Annotated in this window: 16 protein-coding genes; 4 read left to right on the top strand and 12 right to left on the bottom strand. The window is 65.1% G+C overall.

All coding sequences use genetic code 11. The annotated features are described in order from the left end of the window. Positions 1 to 175 precede the first annotated feature (175 nt). The 3 genes from JYG34_RS24275 to JYG34_RS24285 all read left to right on the top strand — a co-directional run bounded on the left by JYG34_RS24275 (position 176) and on the right by JYG34_RS24285 (position 4,322). Entirely contained in the window at positions 176 to 2,869 is a 2,694-nt protein-coding gene (locus JYG34_RS24275; RefSeq protein WP_213658695.1) for a putative bifunctional diguanylate cyclase/phosphodiesterase, read from the top strand. A gap of 166 nt (positions 2,870 to 3,035) precedes the next feature. Next, a complete protein-coding gene (gene msrA / locus JYG34_RS24280; protein WP_213658696.1) occupies positions 3,036 to 3,704 on the top strand; it encodes a peptide-methionine (S)-S-oxide reductase MsrA in 669 nt (222 codons plus the stop codon). Between the two features lie 3 nt (positions 3,705 to 3,707). Further along, positions 3,708 to 4,322, top strand: a complete 615-nt coding sequence (locus JYG34_RS24285) for a glutathione S-transferase (protein ID WP_213658697.1) — start codon at positions 3,708 to 3,710, stop codon at positions 4,320 to 4,322. A 148-nt stretch (positions 4,323 to 4,470) separates the two neighbouring features. Here the strand turns inward: JYG34_RS24285 and creD are convergent, their stop codons facing one another. The 4 genes from creD to JYG34_RS24305 all read right to left on the bottom strand — a co-directional run bounded on the left by creD (position 4,471) and on the right by JYG34_RS24305 (position 8,770). After that, positions 4,471 to 5,799, bottom strand: coding sequence for a cell envelope integrity protein CreD (creD, locus tag JYG34_RS24290; RefSeq protein ID WP_213658698.1), 1,329 nt, complete (start codon positions 5,797 to 5,799; stop codon positions 4,471 to 4,473). Between the two features lie 209 nt (positions 5,800 to 6,008). Then, a complete protein-coding gene (gene creC / locus JYG34_RS24295; protein ID WP_213658699.1) occupies positions 6,009 to 7,442 on the bottom strand; it encodes a two-component system sensor histidine kinase CreC in 1,434 nt (477 codons plus the stop codon). Further along, positions 7,442 to 8,122 (bottom strand): two-component system response regulator CreB, encoded by a 681-nt coding sequence (gene creB / locus JYG34_RS24300; RefSeq protein ID WP_213658700.1) that lies wholly within the window; start codon positions 8,120 to 8,122, stop codon positions 7,442 to 7,444. The genes creC and creB overlap by 1 nt, the downstream gene beginning before the upstream one ends. Positions 8,123 to 8,269: 147 nt before the next feature. Further along, positions 8,270 to 8,770 carry an ATP-dependent zinc protease family protein gene (locus tag JYG34_RS24305; protein WP_213658701.1) on the bottom strand — a complete coding sequence of 167 codons (501 nt, stop codon included), beginning with the start codon at positions 8,768 to 8,770 and terminating at the stop codon, positions 8,270 to 8,272. Positions 8,771 to 8,951: 181 nt separating this feature from the next. On the opposite strand from JYG34_RS24305, the gene JYG34_RS24310 reads away from it, so the two are divergent. Further along, on the top strand, positions 8,952 to 9,839 hold the full coding sequence (locus JYG34_RS24310) for an acyltransferase (protein WP_213658702.1): 888 nt from the start codon (positions 8,952 to 8,954) through the stop codon (positions 9,837 to 9,839). 101 nt (positions 9,840 to 9,940) lie between these two features. On the opposite strand, the gene JYG34_RS24315 is transcribed toward JYG34_RS24310, so the two are convergent. From JYG34_RS24315 to JYG34_RS24350, 8 genes are all read right to left on the bottom strand, one after another. Further along, the gene (locus JYG34_RS24315; RefSeq protein WP_213658703.1) at positions 9,941 to 10,510 is read right to left on the bottom strand and encodes a DUF2780 domain-containing protein; all 570 of its coding nucleotides are present in this window, start codon (positions 10,508 to 10,510) and stop codon (positions 9,941 to 9,943) included. Positions 10,511 to 10,665: 155 nt separating this feature from the next. Then, a complete protein-coding gene (gene fdhA, locus JYG34_RS24320) occupies positions 10,666 to 11,865 on the bottom strand; it encodes a formaldehyde dehydrogenase, glutathione-independent (protein ID WP_011536143.1) in 1,200 nt (399 codons plus the stop codon). Between the two features lie 252 nt (positions 11,866 to 12,117). Beyond that, positions 12,118 to 12,975 (bottom strand): formyltetrahydrofolate deformylase, encoded by an 858-nt coding sequence (purU, locus tag JYG34_RS24325; RefSeq protein WP_011536144.1) that lies wholly within the window; start codon positions 12,973 to 12,975, stop codon positions 12,118 to 12,120. Positions 12,976 to 12,987: 12 nt separating this feature from the next. Then, positions 12,988 to 13,620: a sarcosine oxidase subunit gamma gene (locus tag JYG34_RS24330; RefSeq protein WP_213658704.1), complete on the bottom strand. Its 633-nt coding sequence runs from the start codon at positions 13,618 to 13,620 to the stop codon at positions 12,988 to 12,990. 171 nt (positions 13,621 to 13,791) lie between these two features. Continuing rightward, the gene (locus tag JYG34_RS24335) at positions 13,792 to 16,809 is read right to left on the bottom strand and encodes a sarcosine oxidase subunit alpha (RefSeq protein ID WP_213658705.1); all 3,018 of its coding nucleotides are present in this window, start codon (positions 16,807 to 16,809) and stop codon (positions 13,792 to 13,794) included. Continuing rightward, on the bottom strand, positions 16,806 to 17,141 hold the full coding sequence (locus JYG34_RS24340) for a sarcosine oxidase subunit delta (protein WP_011536147.1): 336 nt from the start codon (positions 17,139 to 17,141) through the stop codon (positions 16,806 to 16,808). The genes JYG34_RS24335 and JYG34_RS24340 overlap by 4 nt, the downstream gene beginning before the upstream one ends. Before the next feature lie 16 nt (positions 17,142 to 17,157). Continuing rightward, on the bottom strand, positions 17,158 to 18,408 hold the full coding sequence (locus JYG34_RS24345; RefSeq protein ID WP_011536148.1) for a sarcosine oxidase subunit beta family protein: 1,251 nt from the start codon (positions 18,406 to 18,408) through the stop codon (positions 17,158 to 17,160). 15 nt (positions 18,409 to 18,423) lie between these two features. After that, a complete protein-coding gene (locus JYG34_RS24350) occupies positions 18,424 to 19,677 on the bottom strand; it encodes a serine hydroxymethyltransferase (protein ID WP_213658706.1) in 1,254 nt (417 codons plus the stop codon). Positions 19,678 to 19,786: the final 109 nt, after the last annotated feature.

Raw genomic sequence — 19,786 nt, forward strand, 5'->3', positions numbered from 1 at the left:
TGCTGGCGAACAGGTGCATAGTTCGCCAGCGAGCTGGCTCCTACAGATTTCATGCAGCCGGCCGACAACCTGTTCACAGCATCCCCCATGGCCGCTTGCCAGCCCAGGGGACATGATGCAACCTTGCCCGATGCGCCGCTCTCCAGGCAGCGCCCCCTGTTCAAGCGAGTCTTCGATGAAAAGCCAACCCGATGCCGCCAGCCGTGTGGCGGCCGAGGTCGTCACGCAGCTCCCCGTGCCCTCGCGGCTCGGCATGCTGCGTTTCGAACGGCTCAACGAAGCCAGCTGGGCCATGCTCTACCTCGACCCCGCCTGCGACCGCCAATTCGGCCTGCCCGCCGCCGAACTCTGCGCCCTGATCGGCTCGCCCTACGCCAGCCTCATGGAGCCGGAGGCGCGCTACAAGCTCCACGACGAGATCCAGCGGCAACTGGCCCTGCGCGGACACTACCGGGTGCGCTACACCCTGCACGCCAGCCCGCTGGCGCTGCGCCTGCTGGAAGTGGGCGAGAGCTACAAGCAGCACAACCGCCAGCTGCTGCGCGGCTACCTGACAGTGATGGACGACCAGCAAGACGAGCTGGCGGAACTGGACACCGACGACCTCGAGTCGCGCAACAACCGCCTGCAACTGGCCCTGCAACTGAACCAGCGCGCCCAGCAGGAGCAGCTGGAGCACCTGGAGCGGGTGCGTGCCCAGCAGGACCTGATCCTGCGCCTGGCCCGCCAGCGCTACAGCGTGGGCAATTCGCTGCTCGAAGCCGCCGAACTGATCACCCGCAGCGCCTGCGAGATCTACAAGGTCGACTGTGCCAGCATCTGGTACCTCAACGACCAGCGCCTTGAGCCGATCAGCGCCTGGTACCGCAGCGAACAGCAGCACCGCCTGCCGGAAGCGATCGACGCCAGCCGCTTCCCCGACTACCTCGACGCCCTGCACGCCAGCCGCGCCATCGACGCCCACAACGCCAGCCACGACCCGCGCACCCGCGAGATGGCCGAGTCGCTGTACAGCACCGATGACAACGCCATGCTTGACGCCAGCATCCGCATCGACGGCCAGGTGGTCGGCGTGCTGTGCCTGGAGCAGACCGGCCAGCCACGGGCCTGGCAGACCGACGAGATCGCCTTTGCCGGTGAGCTGGCCGACCAGTTCGCCCAGGTCATCAACAACCACAACCGGCGTACCGCCGCCAGCGCCCTGCACCTGTTCCAGCGGGCCGTGGAACAAAGCGCCAGCGCCTTCCTGCTGGTCAACCGCGACGGCGTGGTGGAATACGTCAACCCAAGCTTCACGGCGATCACCCAATACAGCACCGAAGAGGTCCAGGGCCACCACCTGGGCGAACTGCCGGCGTTGGAAAACCTGAGCGAGCTGCTGTTCGACTCGCCGTCGAGCCTGGCCATGGGCAACAGCTGGCAGGGTGAGTTCAAGAGCCGGCGCAAAAACCTCGAACCCTACTGGGGCCAGCTGTCGATCTCCAAGGTGTACGGCGACAACCGCGAGCTGACCCACTACATCGGCATCTACGAAGATGTCACCCAGACCAAGCTGGCCCAGCAGCGCATCGAGCGCCTGGCCTACACCGACAACCTGACCAACCTCGGCAACCGCCCGGCGTTCATCCGCAACCTCGACGAGCGCTTCGCCCGCGACAGCAACACGCCGATCTGCCTGCTGCTGGTGGACATCGACAACTTCAAGCGGATCAACGACAGCCTCGGCCACCAGACCGGCGACAAGCTGCTGATCAGCCTGGCCCGGCGCCTGCGCAACAGCCTGAGCAGCGGTGGCAGCCTGGCGCGCTTTGCCAGCAACGAGTTCGCCGTGCTGCTCGACGACACCAGCCTGGAAGACGGCCAAAGCGTCGCCCAGCAGTTGCTGCGCACCCTCGACAAACCCATGTTCGTCGACAACCAGCTGATCAACGTCACTGCCTCCGTGGGCCTGGCCTGCGCGCCGCTGCACGGCAGCGACCCGGCCACCCTGATGAAGAACGCCGGCCTCGCCTTGCACAAGGCCAAGGCCAACGGCAAGCACCAGGTGCAGGTGTTCACCGAAGTGCTCAACGCCGAGGCCAGCTACAAACTGTTCGTCGAGAACAACCTGCGCCGCGCCCTGACCCAGAACGAACTGGAAGTGTTCTACCAACCGAAACTGTGCCTGCGCAGCGGCCGCCTGCTCGGGCTGGAGGCGCTGCTGCGCTGGAACCACCCCGAGCGCGGCATGATCCGCCCCGACCAGTTCATCAGCGTCGCCGAGGAAACCGGCCTGATCATCCCGATCGGCAAATGGGTGGTGCGCCAGGCCTGCCGCAAGAGCCAGGAACTGCGCGGGGCCGGCATGGGCAACCTGCACGTGGCCATCAACCTGTCGCCCAAGCAGTTCTCCGACCCCGAGCTGGTCGGCTCGATCGGCAGCATCCTCAAGGAGGAAGCGCTGCCGCCGCACCTGCTGGAGCTGGAACTGACCGAAGGCCTGCTGCTCGAAGCCACCGAAGACACCCACCGCCAGCTCGACGAGCTCAAGGCCCTGGGCCTGACGCTGGCGATGGACGACTTCGGCACCGGCTACTCGTCGCTGAGCTACCTGAAGAAATTCCCGATCGACATCATCAAGATCGACCGCAGCTTCATCAACGAGATCCCCGACAACCAGGACGACATGGAGATCACCTCGGCGGTGGTGGCCATGGCCCACAACCTCAAGCTCAAGGTGGTGGCCGAGGGGATCGAGACACCGGAGCAGCTGGCCTTCCTGCGCCGCCACCGCTGCGACGTCGGCCAGGGCTACCTGTTCGACCGGCCGATTCCCGGCCGCGAACTGGCCGAGAAACTGCGCCGCTATCCGCGCGGGCCGATGGACTGACAGCGGCATAAAGCTCGGGCACTATAGAGACCATTCGGGCCTGTTCGCCGGCAGGCCCGCTCCCACAGGGGAAGCACTCATTCAGAAATCAGTGACTTCCTGTGGGAGCGGGCTTGCCCGCGAACGGGCCAACCCACATCCCACTGGAAAACACAGAGGAACGGCCATGGTCCTGCGTTCGGAAATCCTGGTGAACAAAAACGTCCTGCCCACTGCGGAACAGGCCCTGCCTGGCCGCGAAACCCCGATGGCCCTGCCCGAGTTCCACTACGTGTTCGAGGGTACCCCGCTGCTCGGCCCGTTCTTCGAAGGCGACATCGACTTCGCCATCTTCGCCCTGGGTTGCTTCTGGGGCGCCGAGCGCCGCTTCTGGCAGCGTGACGGCGTGGTCAGCACCGTGGTCGGCTATGCCGGCGGCTTCACCCCCAACCCCACCTACGAAGAAGTCTGCTCGGGCCTGACCGGCCACACCGAAGTGGTGCTGGTGGTGTTCGACAAGAACAAGGTCAGCTACCACCAGCTGCTGACGATGTTCTGGGAACTGCACAACCCCACCCAGGGCATGCGCCAGGGCAACGACGTCGGCACCCAGTACCGCTCGGCGATCTACTGCACCTCGCCGCAGCAGCTCGAGGAAGCCAAGGCCAGCCGTGATGCCTTCCAGGCCGAGCTGAACAAGGCCGGTTTCGGCGAGATCACCACCGAGATCGAACAAGCACCGACCGTGTACTTCGCCGAGGCCTACCACCAGCAGTACCTGGCCAAGAATCCGGACGGTTACTGCGGCATCGGTGGCACCGGTGTGTGCCTGCCGCCCAGCCTGCAAGGTAACTGAGCCATGATCCTGTTCCATTCGCCGTTGTCGCCGTTCGTGCGCAAAGTGATGATCGTGCTGCACGAGACCGGGCAGTTGGACCGTGTCACCGTGAAAGGCGTCAATATCAGCCCGGTAAATGGCGACGACCAGCTCAACCTGGGCAACCCGATCGGCAAGATCCCGGCCCTGCGCCTGGACGACGGCAGCGTGCTGCACGATAGCCGGGTGATCTGCGAGTACCTCGACAGCCAGCACGTCGGCAACCCGCTGATCCCCCGCGAGGGTTCGGCGCGCTGGCGCCGGCTGACCCTGGCCTCGCAGGCCGACGCGATCATGGATGCGGCGGTGGCTTCGCGCTACGAGACCTTCCTGCGCCCGGCGGACAAACAGTGGGACGGCTGGGTCGAGGCGCAAGGCGAGAAGATCCGCCGCAGCTTGGCGAGCCTGGAGCACGAACACCTCGCGGAGATTGCCTCGGGGTTCGATATCGCCACGATCGGCGTAGCCTGCGCCTTGGGTTATCTGGACCTGCGCCAGCCGGAGTTCGATTGGCGTGGGCAGTATCCGGGGCTGGCGGCATGGTATGCCGAGGTGGCAAAGCGATCGTCGATGGTCGCCACAGCACCGGTAGCCTGATTCGGCCTTTTCGCGGGTAAACCCGCTCCCACAGGTGAAATGCCGCACCTGTGGGAGCGGGTTTACCCGCGAAAGGTTCACCTGGATATCACAGGAAACAACTGGCCGATTCGAACGGCCAACCAGCGCCCGATCTCCCTATCCTCCCTCATACCCCCCTCCCCACCTGCGACCAGTCCAGCCGACGGGTCAGCACCATGAACACCCCCAGCAACCCGAAGCACAGCAGCGAACCCATCAAAAGCGCATAGTCCTCGGCACTGAGCAGCCCGTAGAGCATCGCGTACAACGCCGCCAGCCCCGCCGCGAAGCCGACTCCACGCCCCAGGCTGCGCAACACATGCACCAGATAGAAACCGATCAGCAGCACGCAGCCCGACGCCGACAGCCCATAGGCCAGGCCGAAGCCCAGGTGTTCCGACAGCGACAGCAGCAGCAGGTAGAAGAACGCCAGGGCCACGCCCACCAGGATGTACTGCACCGGGTGCACGCTGAGGTTCTTCAGCACCTCGAACAGGAAGAAGCCGGCAAAGGTCAGGGCGATGAACAGCAGCGCGTACTTGATCGCCCGCTCGCTCTTGAGGTACTGGTCCACCGGGTCGACGAAGCTGACGCCGAAGGCACGCTCGTTGAAGTCGCCGCACTTGCCGACGGTTGCGCAAAGGCGCACGACCTCTTCCAGGTTGGTGGCGAAGAACGACGTCTGCCAGTGGGCGCTGAAGCCCTTTTCATCGATGGCGCGACGGCTGGGCAGGTAGCTGCCGACGAAGCTCGGGTGCGGCCAGTTGGCGCGCATGTCCACGGTGGTGCTGCGACCCACCGGCAGCACCGCCAGCTGGCTGGTGCCCAACAGGGCCAGGTCGAAGGCGTAGTCGAATTCGCGGGCCTTCTGGTCACTGAACTGCGGCAGGGGCACATGCACGCCACCGGGCAACCAGTCGACTCCACTGCCAGCCTCGAACGGCAGGCGCTGTTCGTCCAGGGTGAGCTCCAGGCTGTTCTCGATGCCGCGAATGTCGCTGATGCCGACCATCAGGAAGGGTTTGTCGAAGCGGTAGTCGTCGTAGTCCTTCTCGATGCCCCAGCGCTCGGGCAGCTTGAAGCGGCCACTGACCTGGCTCTTGGCGTGGAACAGGCGCGCCTGGTAGATGCCGCGAGCGCGCAGTTCGGTATCGACGCCCACATCCATCGCGAAGGTTTCCGGCAGGAAGTAGAGATTGCCGTGCATCGTGGTGGTCTCCTGGACGCTCGTGCCGTCCTTGTCGATCCAGCGCCGCTCGTACTTGCGGTAGGGCACCACCAGCAGCGGCCCACTGACCACCTGGCCGAAGCTCGAACTGGCGGCGATCTCGCCCAGCACGTTGTTGCGCAGTTGCTGCCGTTCGTCGATCAGGCCGCCGATCATCAGCAGGGGGATAAGCAGCAGCAGGATCAAGGTGCCGATCAGGCCGAGCTTGAAACCTAGGGTCTTGTTCATGGGGTGGGGCTCCGTTTGCGATGGGGGCAGTGTCTGCCCGCCGCATGGAGCCCTCAGGGAGGGAATGTGGAGATTGTGTGGAGATTACCCACGATCCGCGGCACGACATCGCCCCTTGTAGGAGCGGCTTCAGCCGCGATGGCGTCGGCTCAATTTTCACGACTGACGCTATCGCGGCTAAAGCCGCTCCTACAGAGATGTACGCTGATTCAGCTGAGCCGCCGCGCCGGTAGCCACAGACGCACCCGCACCCCACCTTCGACGTTGTCCACCGCCAGCGCCCCGCCGTGCAGCTGCATCACCTCGTCGACGAAGTTCAGCCCCAGCCCGGTGCTCTTGCGGCCCGTCCCAGGCCTGGGCAACGAATAGAACCGCTCACTGACCCGCCCCAAGGCGTACTCCGGAATCGCCTGCCCCTGGTTGAACAGGCTCAACGCTACCCGCTCGCCCTCCCTCTCCAGTTCGAACAGCAAGGCGCCACCCGGCGGGGTGAAGTCCAGCGCGTTGTCCAAGAGATTGGCCAGCGCCTGGCGCATCAGGAACGGATCGCACCACAGCCGGGTGGCGGCCGGGACACGCTGGCGCACTTGCAGGCCGGCCCCTTCGATCCGCGCCGCATGGGCCAGCAGCAGCTCATCGACCAGCGCCGCCAGTGCCACCTGCTGCTCGTCCTCCAGCGCCTGCATCTGCTCGACCCGGGCCAGGTTGAGCAGGCGCTCGATCATCTGCTGCAAGCGCTCGCTCTCGCGCTCGATATTGCCGGCGAAACGCACCCGCTGCTCCTGCGGCATGTCGCCCTGCAGCAGCTCGGAGGCGCCACGTATCGCCGCCAGCGGGCTCTTGAGTTCATGGGTGAGGGTGTGCACGTAGCGCTCCACATAAGCCTTGCCCTCAAGCTGCGTGCGCATGCGTTCCACCGCCGTGGCCAGTTGCAACAATTCGCCGCCCTTGTAGTGCGGCAAGGCAGTGCGCTCGCCCTCGCTGACTGCCTGGGCATACTGGGTGAGCCGGCGCAGCGAGCGGGCCAGCCACCACGACAACGCCGCCCCCACCAGCAGCCCCAGCACGATCAGCCCCAGCCCGAGCGTCAGCAGGTGCTGCTCGGAGCGGTCGATGTACGGTTGCAGCGAACTGTTGGGCTTGGCCACCGTCACCACGCCAATGATCCGGCCCTGATCGAGGATCGGCGCCGCCACGTGCATCACCGAGGTGCTTTCGTCGTCCGGGTCGCTGCGGGTGGAACGCGCGCCATACTGGCCGCGCAAGGTCAGGTAGACATCGTTCCAACGCGAGTAATCCTTGCCCAGGTCCTGGCCGCTGGAGTCGAGCAGGACGATGCCCTTGGCGTCGGTGACGTAGATCCGGTGGCTGACCTGGTTCTTCGCCAGCCCCCAGATCTGCGCGCTGGGGCGCCGCTCGCCATACAAGGCCAGCACCTGGGGCAGGCGGCTCTGGCCGAGGGTGCCGGCCTTGACGTCGTCGTGGAGGATTTCCGCCAGCAGGTTGGCGGTGTCCACCAGGGTTTCCTCGGACGACTGGCGCACCACCGGGCGGATCTGTTCGCGCACGGTGTTGAGCAGGAAGTAGCCCGCCAGCCCGACGAACAGGAAGTACACCAGGAAGATGCGAATCCCCAGGCGCATCAGGTGTGCTCCGGGCTGTAGCTGTAGCCCAGGCCACGGTGGGTCTGGATCGGCTCGGCGTCGCTGACGACCTGGCGCAGCTTGGCCCGCAGGCTCTTGATGTGGCTGTCGATGGTGCGCTCGTAGCCCACGTCCGAAGCCACGCCCAGGCCGTCGAGCAGTTGCTCGCGGCTGAACACTCGCCGGGGCTGTTCCAGCAGACATTGCAGCAGGCGGAATTCGTGGCGAGTCAGCGCCAACGGCTGGCCACGGTAGACGATGCGCATGGCCAGGGTGTCGAGCTGGAATGGCGCAACTTCGGCGACAGGCTCGGGCCGCGGCGCCATGCGCTTGAGGATCGCCCGTACCCGCGCCGCCACCTCGCGGGGGCTGAAGGGCTTGACCACATAGTCGTCGGCGCCGATTTCCAGCCCCAGCACCCGGTCGATCTCGGCGTCGCGGGCGCTGAGGAACATCACCGGCACCTCGCTGAAACGGCGCAGCTGGCGGCAGGTCTCGAAGCCGCTGATGTCGGGCAGGCCGATATCGAGGATCACCAGGTCGGCCGGGCGCAGGCGCTGCTGTTCGACCGCGGCGCTGCCCAGCGACACCCATTCGGTGCTGTGGCCGTCGGCCTGAAGGGCGTAGACCAGGGTATCGGCGATGGCGGCTTCGTCTTCGACGATGAGGATGTGAGGCATGGCGTCCGGCCTTGCTAGGTTGAAGGCTGGACTGTGAAGCATATCCGGATGCCGGTGCAATCCCTGTAGGAGCGGCTTCAGCCGCGATAGCGACGGTCACGTCAATTGGGCTGGCGCCATCGCGGCTGAAGCCGCTCCTGCAAGCGCTTAACAGCCCGGATTGCCGGCCGTGAACTTCTTGCGCGGGTCTACCGCCGCCTTGAACTTGCGCAGGGCCTTGGAACCGATCAGCAAGGGGTAACGGAAATTGCTGCGATCGACCAGGTTGACCTCCACGGTGCGCTTGACGTTGCCCAGGCACATCTCCAGTTCGATCACCGGCCGGTGCGAGAGATCTGGCGTATCGCCTTCGTCTTCTTCCTCGGCGCGGTTCTTGATCTTGCTGATGCGCGCCACTTCATGCTCGTAGACCTTGTCGCCGGCACCCTCGGCCGCCAGGCGGAAACGCACCCACTCGTTGCCATCACGGGTGAACATCTCGATATCCTTGGCCGACAGCGAGGCGGTCCAGGCACCGGTGTCCATCTTGGCGTTCAAGGTCTGGCCGATCTCCGGCAGCTTGATGTTCTCGTATCGGCCGTACAGGGTCGGTTCGGCGGCCATGACCGGCAACGCGAGAAGGGACAACAGGGCAAGCAGGGATTTCACAGGGCAGCTTCCTTGAGAGGGGTCAGTGCTTAGACTGCGCAAGCAGGATAGGTTCGTTGCCACAGGCTAAACAACACAATGTGAAACATTTGTACCAATTAATGGACGTACGACGTTTGGCTAAGGACCTTCCCCTGCTTATCATTGCCGACCGTTTATCTTTCACCACAAGAGTCCCCTTATGCGTCGCCTGCTGACCGGCACCCTCACCCTCACCCTGCTGCTGCTCAACACCCTGGTGATGATCGGCCCGCTGCTGGTGTTCGCCCTGCTCAAGCTGGTGCTGCCCGGCCGTGGCCGCGACTATGCGTCGGCCGCCGTGATGTGGGTCGCCGAAACCTGGTCGGAAGTCGACAAGGTCATCTTCGCCCTGTGCATCCCCACGCAATGGGACATCCGCGGTGTCGACACGCTGCGCAACGACACCTCGTACCTGTGCGTCAGCAACCACCAGACCTGGGTCGATATCCCCGCGCTGATCGAAAGCCTCAACCGCCGGGTGCCGTTCTTCAAGTTCTTCCTCAAGAAGGAACTGATCTGGGTGCCGCTGCTGGGCTTGGCCTGGTGGGGCCTGGACTACCCGTTCATGAAGCGCTACAGCAAGGCATTCCTGGACAAGCACCCCGAGCTCAAGGGCAAGGACCTGGAAATCACCAAGGCGGCCTGCGAGCTGTTCAAGCGCCAGCCGGTGACCGTGGTCAACTATCTCGAAGGCACCCGCTTCACCGAGGCCAAGCGCGAGCAGCAGCAGTCGCCCTACCGCCACCTGCTCAAGCCCAAGGCCGGCGGTGTGGCCTTCGTGCTGGCGGCGCTGGGTGAACAGCTCGACGCGCTGCTCGACGTGACCATCGTCTACCCCGGCAACAAGGCACCGGGGTTCTGGAACCTGCTCAACGGCAGCATCAGCCGGGTGATCATCGACATCCGTGTGCGCGAGCTGGACCCGGCGCTGAGCGAGGGGGATTACGAGAACGATCCGGCGTTCCGCCAGGTGGTGCAGGCCTGGGTGAACCAGCTGTGGGTGGAGAAGGATCAGCGGATAGAAGAACTGCGCGCCGAGATGCGTTGACCAAACGGTTCGCCGGCAAGCCGGCACCTACAGCAGGTTGCCCGTAGGTGCCAGCCTTGCTGGCGGTAGCGAGGCACCGCGGCTCACCAGCAAGGTACGCGTCACACGGAAGGCACAGCGGCGGCCGGGGTGGCCCACAGGTTGCCCAGGTTCTGCAACAGCGAGCTGGCGATGCCCTGCTGACCCAGGTACTGGAGGATCAATGGCGCGAACTGGCCAATCATTCCGGTCTCCATGCCCAGCGCCTTGAACACGCTGTCCAGGTCGTTGCGGTTCTGCACCTCGCCGCCCAGGGCGTTGCTCAGGGCGGAGGAGTTCTTGTCATTGCCCAGCAACTGGCCCAGGCCACTCAGCCCGCCCAAGGCACTGTTGCCCGACAGCAGGTCCAGCCCCGGCACAGCCTTGGCCAGTTGCCCATAGTCGTCACCACTGAGGTTGTTGCGCGCCAGCCCCAGCATCGCTCCCGCCCCGCCGATCGCCTGCTCAGGCGTGATCTTCAGTTCGCTGCCCAGGCTGTTGAGCAGGTTGGCCTGAGCCGCCGGTGCCTGCACCTGGCCCTGTTGATGCGGACTTTGCGCAGCGGACACCGCATTGGCGACATCGCCGAGGTTGAGGGCGAACACCGGGCTTGCGGCCAGGGTCATCAGGGTTGCCAGGGTGAATGCTTTCATCGGGAGGGACCTCGTCGGCCGGGATGGCCGGGAAACGAGGGGTTGGACTGGGTTGCCGAAGGTTTGTTCCAGCCCGGCCATCGGTGTTCATCCCGACGGGCCGGCCTGGGCAGCGTGGGGCCACCACCCATCCGGTGGCGCCCCACTGCCAGCCATCACGCAGCGCTGAAGGTCTTGTGCGGATCGATCACGAATTTCTTCGGCACACCTGCATCGAACTCGCCATACCCTTCAGGTGCCTGGTCCAGGCTGATCACCTGCACCCCCACCACTTCGGCGATATTGATGCGGTCCCACATGATCGCCTGCATCAGCTGGCGGTTGTACTTCATGGTCGGGGTCTGCCCGGTGTGGAAGCTGTGCGACTTGGCCCAACCCAGGCCGAAGCGAATGCTCAGGGCGCCAATCTTGGCGGCGGCATCCACCGCGCCCGGGTCCTCGGTCACGTACAGGCCGGGGATACCGATCTTGCCGGCCACGCGGGTCACCTGCATCAACGAGTTGAGCACGGTGGCCGGGGCTTCGTGCTTGGCGCCTTCATGGCCATGGCCGCGGGCCTCGAAGCCAACCGCATCGACCGCGCAGTCCACTTCCGGCTCGCCGAGGATATCGATGATCTGCTCGTGCAGCGGGGTATCCTTGGACAGGTCGACCACTTCGAAACCTTGCGACTTGGCGTGGGCCAGGCGGGCCGGGTTGAGGTCACCGACGATGACGCAGGCCGCGCCCAGCAGGCGAGCGGAAGCGGCAGCGGCCAGGCCGACCGGGCCGGCACCCGCGACGTACACGGTGCTGCCCGGGCCAACACCTGCGGTGACGGCACCGTGGTAACCGGTGGGGAGGATGTCGGACAGGCAGGTCAGGTCGCGAATCTTCTCCATGGCCTTGTCGCGGTCCGGCAGTTTCAGCAGGTTGAAGTCGGCGTAGGGCACCAGCACGTACTCGGCCTGGCCACCGGTCCAGTCACCCATGTCGACATAGCCGTAGGCGCCGCCGGCGCGGGCCGGGTTGACGGTGAGGCAGACGCCGGTGTGCATTTCTTTGCACGAGCGGCAGCGGCCGCAGGCGACGTTGAAGGGTACCGACACCAGATCACCGATTTTCAGGCGTTCGACGTCACGGCCCATTTCGACGATTTCACCGGTGATTTCGTGGCCCAGGACCAGGCCGACCTGGGCGGTGGTGCGGCCGCGGACCATGTGCTGGTCGGAGCCGCAGATGTTGGTGGAGACCACCTTGAGGATGACGCCGTGCTCGATCTTCTTGCCGCGCGGGTCCTGCATTTTTGGGTAGTCGATCTTCTGCACCTCGACCTTGCCCGCGCCGAGATACACCACTCCACGGTTACCAGACATGCTTCTTACCTCGCTTGATTTGTATTTATGCAGCGGTGGTGGAAAGCGCCGCCGTCCGTGGGCGGCCTGTGTTACTGGAATGAGGGGGATTGTGGGCTGGATAAGCGCTGGGGCGGTGACTGGATGCGACAAGGGTATGTCTTTTTGCGGCAGGTAAAAATGTGCTGGCCCATTCGCGGGTAAACCCGCTCCCACAGGCCTTGCGCGAAACCTGTGGGAGCGGGTTTACCCGCGAATGGGCCAGTGCCAGCGCTAGAGAACTACCGTGCGATTGGCGTTGAGGAACACCCGCCGCTCGATGTGATAGCCCACCGCTCGCGCCAATGTGAGGCACTCGATATCGCGCCCCTTGGCGATCAGGTCCTCGGGATAGTGGGCGTGGTCCACCACCTCCACGCCCTGGGCGATGATCGGCCCTTCGTCCAGGTCGTTGTTGATGTAGTGCGCGGTGGCACCGACCATCTTCACGCCCTTGTTGTACGCCTGGTGATACGGTTTGGCGCCCTTGAACCCGGGCAGCAACGAGTGATGGATGTTGATCGCCCAGCCGTCCAGCCGCCGGCACAGCTCCGGCGACAGCACCTGCATGTAGCGGGCAAGAATCACCAGCTCGGCACCGGTTTCCTCGATCACCTGCAGTACCTTGCGCTCCTGCCCCGGCTTGTCATTGGGGTCGAGGGCGAAATGGTAGTAGGGAATCTTGTGCCAATGCGCCAAGGGCTCGAGGTCGGGGTGGTTGGACACCACCGCGACCACGTCCATGGCCAGTTGGCCGATGCGCTGGCGGTACAGCAGGTCGTTCAGGCAGTGGTCGGCCTTGGACACCATGATCACCACCTTGGGGCGGTGGTTCGGCGCGGTCAGCTCGAAGGCCATGCCGAACGCTTCGCTGCGCTCGGCCAGCCCCGCGCGGAAGGCGTTCTCGTCGAAGCCATCCGGGGCGCGGAACTCCACGCGAATGAAGAACCGCCCCGACAGCCGGTCATCGAAGGAATGGTGCTCGGTGACGTAGCAGCGCTGCTCGTAGAGATGACGCGTCACCACATCGACCGTACCGAGCATGCTCGGGCAATCGGCGGTGAGAATCCAGGTGTCCGGTGCCCGACTCATGATGACTGCTCCTTACGCTTCGATGGCCAGGCCGTACTCGGCCGACGCGTCCTGCAGCCACAGCCACCAGTAGTCGGAGAAGCTGCGGCGGATCACCAGCTCCCAGGTATCCTCGGCGGTGCGGCGGATCACCAGTTGCGACTTGGCGAACACGGTGCCGACGGCCTTGCCGACCGGGAAGTTGTTCGGGTGTACATCATAGCTGGTGGATTTCATCAGCACGTCGCGCACATTGGGGCCACGCAGTTCGAGCAGGGTCTGCCCGCCGCTGACGTTGACCACCTGGATGTGCTGGCCGTCGAGGGCCTCGCGCAGCTTCTGCTCGACGGCGAACTCCTGGCCGCCGGGGACGATCAGCAACCACTCGTCCGGGCCCATCCACTGCAACGACATCTCGTTGTTGGCGACCACGGTCAGGGCCACCGGCAGTTCCAGGCCCAGGGCCTTGTGCACGCCGCCGGCGAAGGCCTGGTCGTGGCCATCACCACGGATAGTCAGGTGGCCAAGCAGTTTCTTTTCCCGCAGGGTCACGCCTGCGTTCTTGCGGCCCTTGCCGACCAGGCTGGCCAGGTCGGCGTGGTGCAGCGGCGACTGGGCCTTGGCATCACTGCCGGGGTTTTGCTGGAAGACGTTGATAGCGCTCATTTCTTACCTGCCTTGAATTCTGTGGGTCACAACCGGTGTTCGGGTCGGCGGCACATCCTGTAGGAGCGGGTTTACCCGCGAATGCGATGGTGGTTTCACCGCCCTATTCGCGGGTAAGCCCGCTCCTACAGGGACCTCATTGCCAGCCAGACACCGTTTGCCTTCCGGGCCTTAGACGTTCTGCCGCTCGCCTTTCGGGTCGAAGAACACCGAAGACACGATCTCGGCCTCGATCACGCTGCCGTCGGCCTGGGGCGAATACACCCGCTCGCCCAGGCGCTTGAGGCCGCCCTTGACCACGCCCATGGCGAACGAATAACCCAGGGAGTTGGCCGCGTAGCTGGAAGTGACGTGGCCGACCATGTCCATCGGGATCGGCTGCTTCGGATCGAACACCAGCTGGGCGCCTTCCGGCAGCCACACGTTGGGGTCGACCGGCTTCAGGCCCACCAGCTGCTTGCGGTTCTCGCGCACGGTGTCTTCGCGGTTCATGCCGCGCAGGCCGATCCACGAGAACGCCTTGTTGCGGCCCACGCACCAGCTCATGTTGAGGTCGTCCGGGGTCATCGAACCGTCGGTGTCCTGGCCGACGATGATGAAGCCCTTCTCGGCGCGCAGCACGTGCATGGTCTCGGTGCCATACGGCGTGAGGTTGTATTTCTTGCCCGCCTCGACGATCTGCTCCAGCACACCCATGGCGTAGTTGGCCTGGACGTTGATCTCGTACGACAGTTCACCGGTGAACGAGATGCGGAACACCCGCGCCGGCACGCCGCCGACCAGGCCTTCCTTCCAGCTCATGAACGGGAAGCCTTCCTTGTCCAGGTCGATGTCGCTGACCTCGGCCAGCAGCTTGCGGCTGTTGGGGCCGGACAGGGTCATGGTCGCCCAGTGGTCGGTGACCGAGGTGAAGTACACCTTCATCTCCGGCCATTCGGTCTGGTGGTACAGCTCCAGCCACTGCAGCACGCGGGCGGCGCCGCCGGTGGTGGTGGTCATGATGAAGTGGTTGTCGCCGACGCAGGCGGTCACGCCGTCGTCGAAGACCATGCCGTCTTCCTTGCACATCAGGCCGTAGCGGGCCTTGCCGACGTCGAGCTTGGTCCAGGCGTTGGTGTAGATGCGGTTGAGGAATTCACGCGCGTCCGGGCCCTGGATGTCGATCTTGCCCAGGGTCGAGGCGTCCAGCAGGCCGACGCTGTCACGCACGGCCTTGCATTCGCGGGCCACGGCGGTGTGGATGTCTTCGCCGGGCTTGGGGAAGTACCACGGGCGTTTCCACTGGCCAACGTCCTCGAACTCGGCGCCGTTCTTGATGTGCCAGGCATGCAGCGCGGTGAAGCGCACCGGCTCGAACAGGTGGCCACAGTGCCGGCCCGCCACCGCGCCGAAGGTCACCGGCGTGTAGTTGGGGCGGAACATGGTGGTGCCCATTTCCGGGATGCCTATCCCGAGCGAGCGGGCGGCGATGGCCAGGCCGTTGATGTTGCCCAGCTTGCCCTGGTCGGTGCCGAAGCCCAGGGCGGTATAACGCTTGACGTGCTCGACCGACTCGAAGCCTTCGCGGGTGGCCAGCTCGATGGCGGCGGCGGTGACGTCGTTCTGCTGGTCGACGAACTGCTTGGGCGCCCGGGCGGTGCCCTTGTCGTGGGGCACCTGGAACAGCGCCACGGTGGCCTCTTCCTTGCGCGCCAAGGTTTTCGGCAGGGTGCCGGCGCTGGCCTTGAAGCCGGCCTCGGTGGCTGCGCGCACGCCGCCTTCGAAACCGTCGGCGATCACATCGCCCAAGGCGTAGACACCGTTCACACCACCGACGCACACCCGCTTCTGCGGCGCGTCACCTGGCACGAAGCCGAGGATGTCTTCACGCCACACCGGGCGACCGCCCAAGTGCGAGGCCAGGTGCACCACCGGGCTGTAGCCGCCGGAAGTCGCGATCAGGTCGCACTCGAGGGTTTCGCCAGGGCTGGTGACCTTGTGCGCCTGCACATCGATGGCGGCCACGCGGGCACCGGTGACGTGCTTGCTGCCCTTGGCCTCGATCACGGCGCTGGAGGTGAGGATACGGATGCCCTTGGCGCGGGCCTCTTCGACCAGCGAGCCACGCGGATTGTGGCGGGCGTCGGCGATGGCGACCACCTGCAGACCGGCATCGTGCCAGTCCAGCGCGCAACGGTAGGCGTGGTCATTGTTGGTCGACAGCACCAGCTTGCGGCCCGGCGCCACGCCATAGCGGCGTACGTAGGTGGACACGGCACCCGCCAGCATGTTGCCCGGCAGGTCGTTGTTGCCGTACACCAGCGGACGCTCGTGGGCACCCGCGGCCAGCACGACGCGATTGGCGCGAACACGGTGCACACGCTGGCGCACCTGGCCAATTGGCGCTCGGTCGCCGAGGTGGTCGGTGAGGCGCTCGTGGATGGTGAGGAAGTTGTGGTCGTGGTAACCGTTGACCGTGCTGCGCGGCAGCAGGGTGACTTCCGGCAGGCTTTCCAGCTCGGCTACCACGGCGTTGACCCAGTCGGCGGCCGGTTTGCCATCGAGGGTTTCACGGCTGTCGAGCAGGCTGCCGCCGAACTCTTCCTGCTCGTCGGCCAGGATCACCCGGGCACCGCTGCGTGCGGCAGCCAGTGCGGCAGCCAGGCCGGCAGGGCCGGCGCCGACGATCAGCACGTCGCAGTGCTGGTTCATGTAGTCGTAGCTGTCCGGATCGTTCTGCAGCGGCGCGCGACCCAGGCCCGCCGCCTTGCGGATGTACTTCTCGTAGGTCATCCAGAACGACTTGGGATACATGAAGGTCTTGTAGTAGAACCCAGGCGGCATCATGTTGCCGCCGACCTTGCCGATGATGCCCATCATGTCGTTGTTGACGTTCGGCCAGCCGTTGGTGCTGTTGGCCACCAGGCCTGCATACAGGGCCTGCTGGGTGGCGCGCACGTTGGGGATCTGGGTGGCTTCGCTGGAGCCGATCTGCAGGATCGCGTTCGGCTCTTCGGTGCCGGCGGCGATGATCCCGCGGGGGCGCGAGTACTTGAAGCTGCGCCCGACGATGTCTACACCGTTGGCCAGCAGCGCGGCGGCTAGAGTGTCACCGGCATAGCCCTGGTAGGTCTTGCCGTTGAAGCTGAAGTTCAGCACCTTGCTGCGGTCGATACGGCCGCCGCTGGCGAGGCGATAGGTCTGGCTCATACTTTTTCCCCTTGGCCCTTGGCGGTCGCTGGCGCGGTACTTTGCTTCGAAGTTGCGGTGACCTGCGGCTTCTCGCCGATCTTGTAGGTTTCCAGGATCTCGTAGGTCACGGTGTCACGGGTGACGTTGAAGTACTGGCGGCAGCCGGCGACGTGATCCCACAGTTCGTGGTGGATGCCACGCGGGTTGTCGCGGAAGAACATGTAGGTGCCCCACTCCTCGTCGGAGCAGGCGTTCGGGTCCAGCGGGCGGGCGATGTGCGCCTGGCCCGACGCGTGGAATTCTTCCTCGGAGCGCAGCTCGCCGCAGTGGGGACAGAAGATTTGCAACATGACGGTTGTCTCCGGGTCAGTGGGCGACGGCAGCGGCGCCGTGTTCGTCGATCAGCGCACCATTGTAGAAACGGTCGATGGAGAAAGGCGCGGCCAGCGGGTGCATCTCGCCCTTGGCCAGGCTCGCGGCGAAGACGTTGCCCGAGCCCGGGGTGGCCTTGAAGCCGCCGGTACCCCAGCCACAGTTGAAGAACATGTTCTTCACCGGGGTCTTGGAGATGATCGGGCAGGCGTCCGGCGTGGTGTCGACGATGCCGCCCCACTGGCGGTTCATGCGCACGCGGGAGAGGATCGGGAACATCTCGACGATCGCCTGCAGGGTGTGCTCGATGATCGGGTACGAACCGCGCTGGCCGTAGCCGACCCAGCCGTCGATACCGGCACCGATCACCAGGTCGCCCTTGTCGGACTGGCTGATGTAACCGTGCACGGCGTTGGACATGATCACGCTGTCGATGATCGGCTTGATCGGCTCGGATACCAGCGCCTGCAACGGGTGCGACTCCAGCGGCAGGCGGAAGCCGGCCAGCTTGGCCATGTGCCCGGAGTTGCCCGCGGTGACCACGCCGACGCGCTTGGCGCCGATGAAGCCCTTGTTGGTTTCGACACCGATCACGGCGCCGTTCTCTTTGCGGAAGCCGATCACCTCGGTCTGCTGGATCAGGTCCACGCCCAGGGCATCGGCGGCACGGGCGAAGCCCCAGGCCACGGCGTCGTGACGGGCCACGCCGCCACGCCGTTGCACGGTGGCGCCAAGGATGGGGTAGCGAGTGTTCTTCGAGCAGTCCAGATACGGGATCTCGGCCGCGACCTGCTCGGTGCGGATCAGCTCGCCGTCCACGCCATTGAGGCGGTTGGCGTTGACCCGGCGCTCGGAGTCACGGATGTCCTGCAGGGTGTGGCACAGGTTGTACACGCCGCGCTGGGAGAACATCACGTTGTAGTTGATGTCTTGCGAGAGCCCTTCCCACAGCTTCATGGCGTGTTCGTACAGGTGCGCCGACTCGTCCCACAGGTAGTTGGAACGCACGATGGTGGTGTTGCGGGCGGTGTTGCCGCCGCCCAGGTAGCCCTTCTCGACCACCGCCACGTTGGTGATGCCGTGCTCTTTGGCTAGATAGTAGGCGGTGGCCAGGCCATGGCCGCCACCGCCGACGATGACCACGTCATAGACCTTTTTCGGGGTTGGCGTGCGCCACATGCGCTGCCAGTTCTCGTGGTGGCTGAGGGAGTGCTTGAAGAGGCCGAAGCCTGAATAACGTTGCATGGTGTTCTGCTCCACTCAGCGGTAGACCGGGAAGTCGGCGCACAGGGCGGCGACGTTCTTGGCCACATCGGCCTCGACATCGGCGTCGCCCAGGTTGTCCAGCACATCGCAGATCCAGCCGGCCAGCGCCACGCACTGGGCGACCTTGAAGCCACGGGTGGTGACGGCCGGGGTGCCGATGCGCAGGCCCGAGGTGACGAACGGCGACTGCGGGTCGTTGGGCACGGCGTTCTTGTTGACGGTGATGTGGGCGCGGCCCAGAGCGGCGTCGGCGTCCTTGCCGGTCAGGCCCTGGCGAATCAGGCTGACCAGGAACAGGTGGTTGTCGGTGCCGCCGGAGACCACGTCGTAGCCGCGGTCGATGAACACCTGGGCCATGGCCTGGGCGTTTTCGATCACCTGCTTCTGGTAGGCCTTGAAGCCTGGTTCCAGCGCTTCCTTGAAGCACACCGCCTTGGCGGCGATCACGTGCATCAGCGGGCCGCCCTGGGCGCCGGGGAACACCGCGGCGTTGAGCTTCTTCTCGATCTCTTCGTTGCTCTTGGCCAGGATCAGGCCGCCACGCGGACCGCGCAGGGTCTTGTGGGTGGTGGTGGTGACCACGTCGGCGAACGGGATCGGATTCGGGTACAGGCCGGCGGCGACCAGGCCAGCAACATGGGCCATGTCGACGAACAGCAGCGCGCCGACTTTATCGGCGATCTGGCGGAAGCGTGGGAAATCGAGGGTCTTCGAGTAGGCCGAGAAGCCGGCGACGATCATTTTCGGTTTGTGCTCGACGGCCAGGCGCTCGACTTCGTCGTAGTCGATCAGGCCGGTGGTGGTGTCGATACCATATTGAACGGCGTTGTACAGCTTGCCCGAGGACGACACCTTGGCGCCGTGGGTCAGGTGGCCGCCGTGGGCCAGGCTCATGCCCAGGATGGTGTCGCCGGCCTGCAGCAGGGCGAGATACACGGCGCTGTTGGCCGAGGAGCCGGAGTGTGGCTGGACGTTGGCGTAGTCGGCGCCGAACAGCTGCTTGGCGCGCTCGATGGCCAGGGCTTCCACCTTGTCGACGTGCTCGCAACCACCGTAGTAGCGCTTGCCCGGATAGCCCTCGGCGTACTTGTTGGTCAGGCCGCTGCCCTGGGCCTGCATCACGCGCTTGCTGGTGTAGTTCTCCGAGGCGATCAGCTCGATGTGATCTTCCTGGCGCTGCTCCTCGGCATTCATCGCCGCCAGCAGTGCGTCGTCGTAACCCTGGATCTGGTCTTGCTTGCTGAACATCGTGTATCTCCCGGCAGCGATCGTTTCTTGTCTGGTGAGGGTTTTCCCACCCTTTGCAGCGATGGTATGACCGGGCACGGCGGTACAGATGCCTGCGCGCGCCTTGCAA

It is taken from the genome of Pseudomonas entomophila, from assembly GCF_018417595.1.
GTDB classification, from domain to species: domain Bacteria; phylum Pseudomonadota; class Gammaproteobacteria; order Pseudomonadales; family Pseudomonadaceae; genus Aquipseudomonas; species Aquipseudomonas entomophila_C.

What these genes read in the sequence shown, in the direction of transcription:
- JYG34_RS24275 (WP_213658695.1), top strand. Translation starts at nt 176, where the DNA reads ATGAAAAGCCAACCCGATGCCGCCAGCCGTGTGGCGGCCGAGGTCGTC.
- msrA (WP_213658696.1), top strand. Translation starts at nt 3,036, where the DNA reads ATGGTCCTGCGTTCGGAAATCCTGGTGAACAAAAACGTCCTGCCCACT.
- JYG34_RS24285 (WP_213658697.1), top strand. Translation starts at nt 3,708, where the DNA reads ATGATCCTGTTCCATTCGCCGTTGTCGCCGTTCGTGCGCAAAGTGATG.
- creD (WP_213658698.1), bottom strand. Translation starts at nt 5,799, where the DNA reads ATGAACAAGACCCTAGGTTTCAAGCTCGGCCTGATCGGCACCTTGATC.
- creC (WP_213658699.1), bottom strand. Translation starts at nt 7,442, where the DNA reads ATGCGCCTGGGGATTCGCATCTTCCTGGTGTACTTCCTGTTCGTCGGG.
- creB (WP_213658700.1), bottom strand. Translation starts at nt 8,122, where the DNA reads ATGCCTCACATCCTCATCGTCGAAGACGAAGCCGCCATCGCCGATACC.
- JYG34_RS24310 (WP_213658702.1), top strand. Translation starts at nt 8,952, where the DNA reads ATGCGTCGCCTGCTGACCGGCACCCTCACCCTCACCCTGCTGCTGCTC.
- JYG34_RS24315 (WP_213658703.1), bottom strand. Translation starts at nt 10,510, where the DNA reads ATGAAAGCATTCACCCTGGCAACCCTGATGACCCTGGCCGCAAGCCCG.
- fdhA (WP_011536143.1), bottom strand. Translation starts at nt 11,865, where the DNA reads ATGTCTGGTAACCGTGGAGTGGTGTATCTCGGCGCGGGCAAGGTCGAG.
- purU (WP_011536144.1), bottom strand. Translation starts at nt 12,975, where the DNA reads ATGAGTCGGGCACCGGACACCTGGATTCTCACCGCCGATTGCCCGAGC.
- JYG34_RS24330 (WP_213658704.1), bottom strand. Translation starts at nt 13,620, where the DNA reads ATGAGCGCTATCAACGTCTTCCAGCAAAACCCCGGCAGTGATGCCAAG.
- JYG34_RS24335 (WP_213658705.1), bottom strand. Translation starts at nt 16,809, where the DNA reads ATGAGCCAGACCTATCGCCTCGCCAGCGGCGGCCGTATCGACCGCAGC.
- JYG34_RS24340 (WP_011536147.1), bottom strand. Translation starts at nt 17,141, where the DNA reads ATGTTGCAAATCTTCTGTCCCCACTGCGGCGAGCTGCGCTCCGAGGAA.
- JYG34_RS24345 (WP_011536148.1), bottom strand. Translation starts at nt 18,408, where the DNA reads ATGCAACGTTATTCAGGCTTCGGCCTCTTCAAGCACTCCCTCAGCCAC.
- JYG34_RS24350 (WP_213658706.1), bottom strand. Translation starts at nt 19,677, where the DNA reads ATGTTCAGCAAGCAAGACCAGATCCAGGGTTACGACGACGCACTGCTG.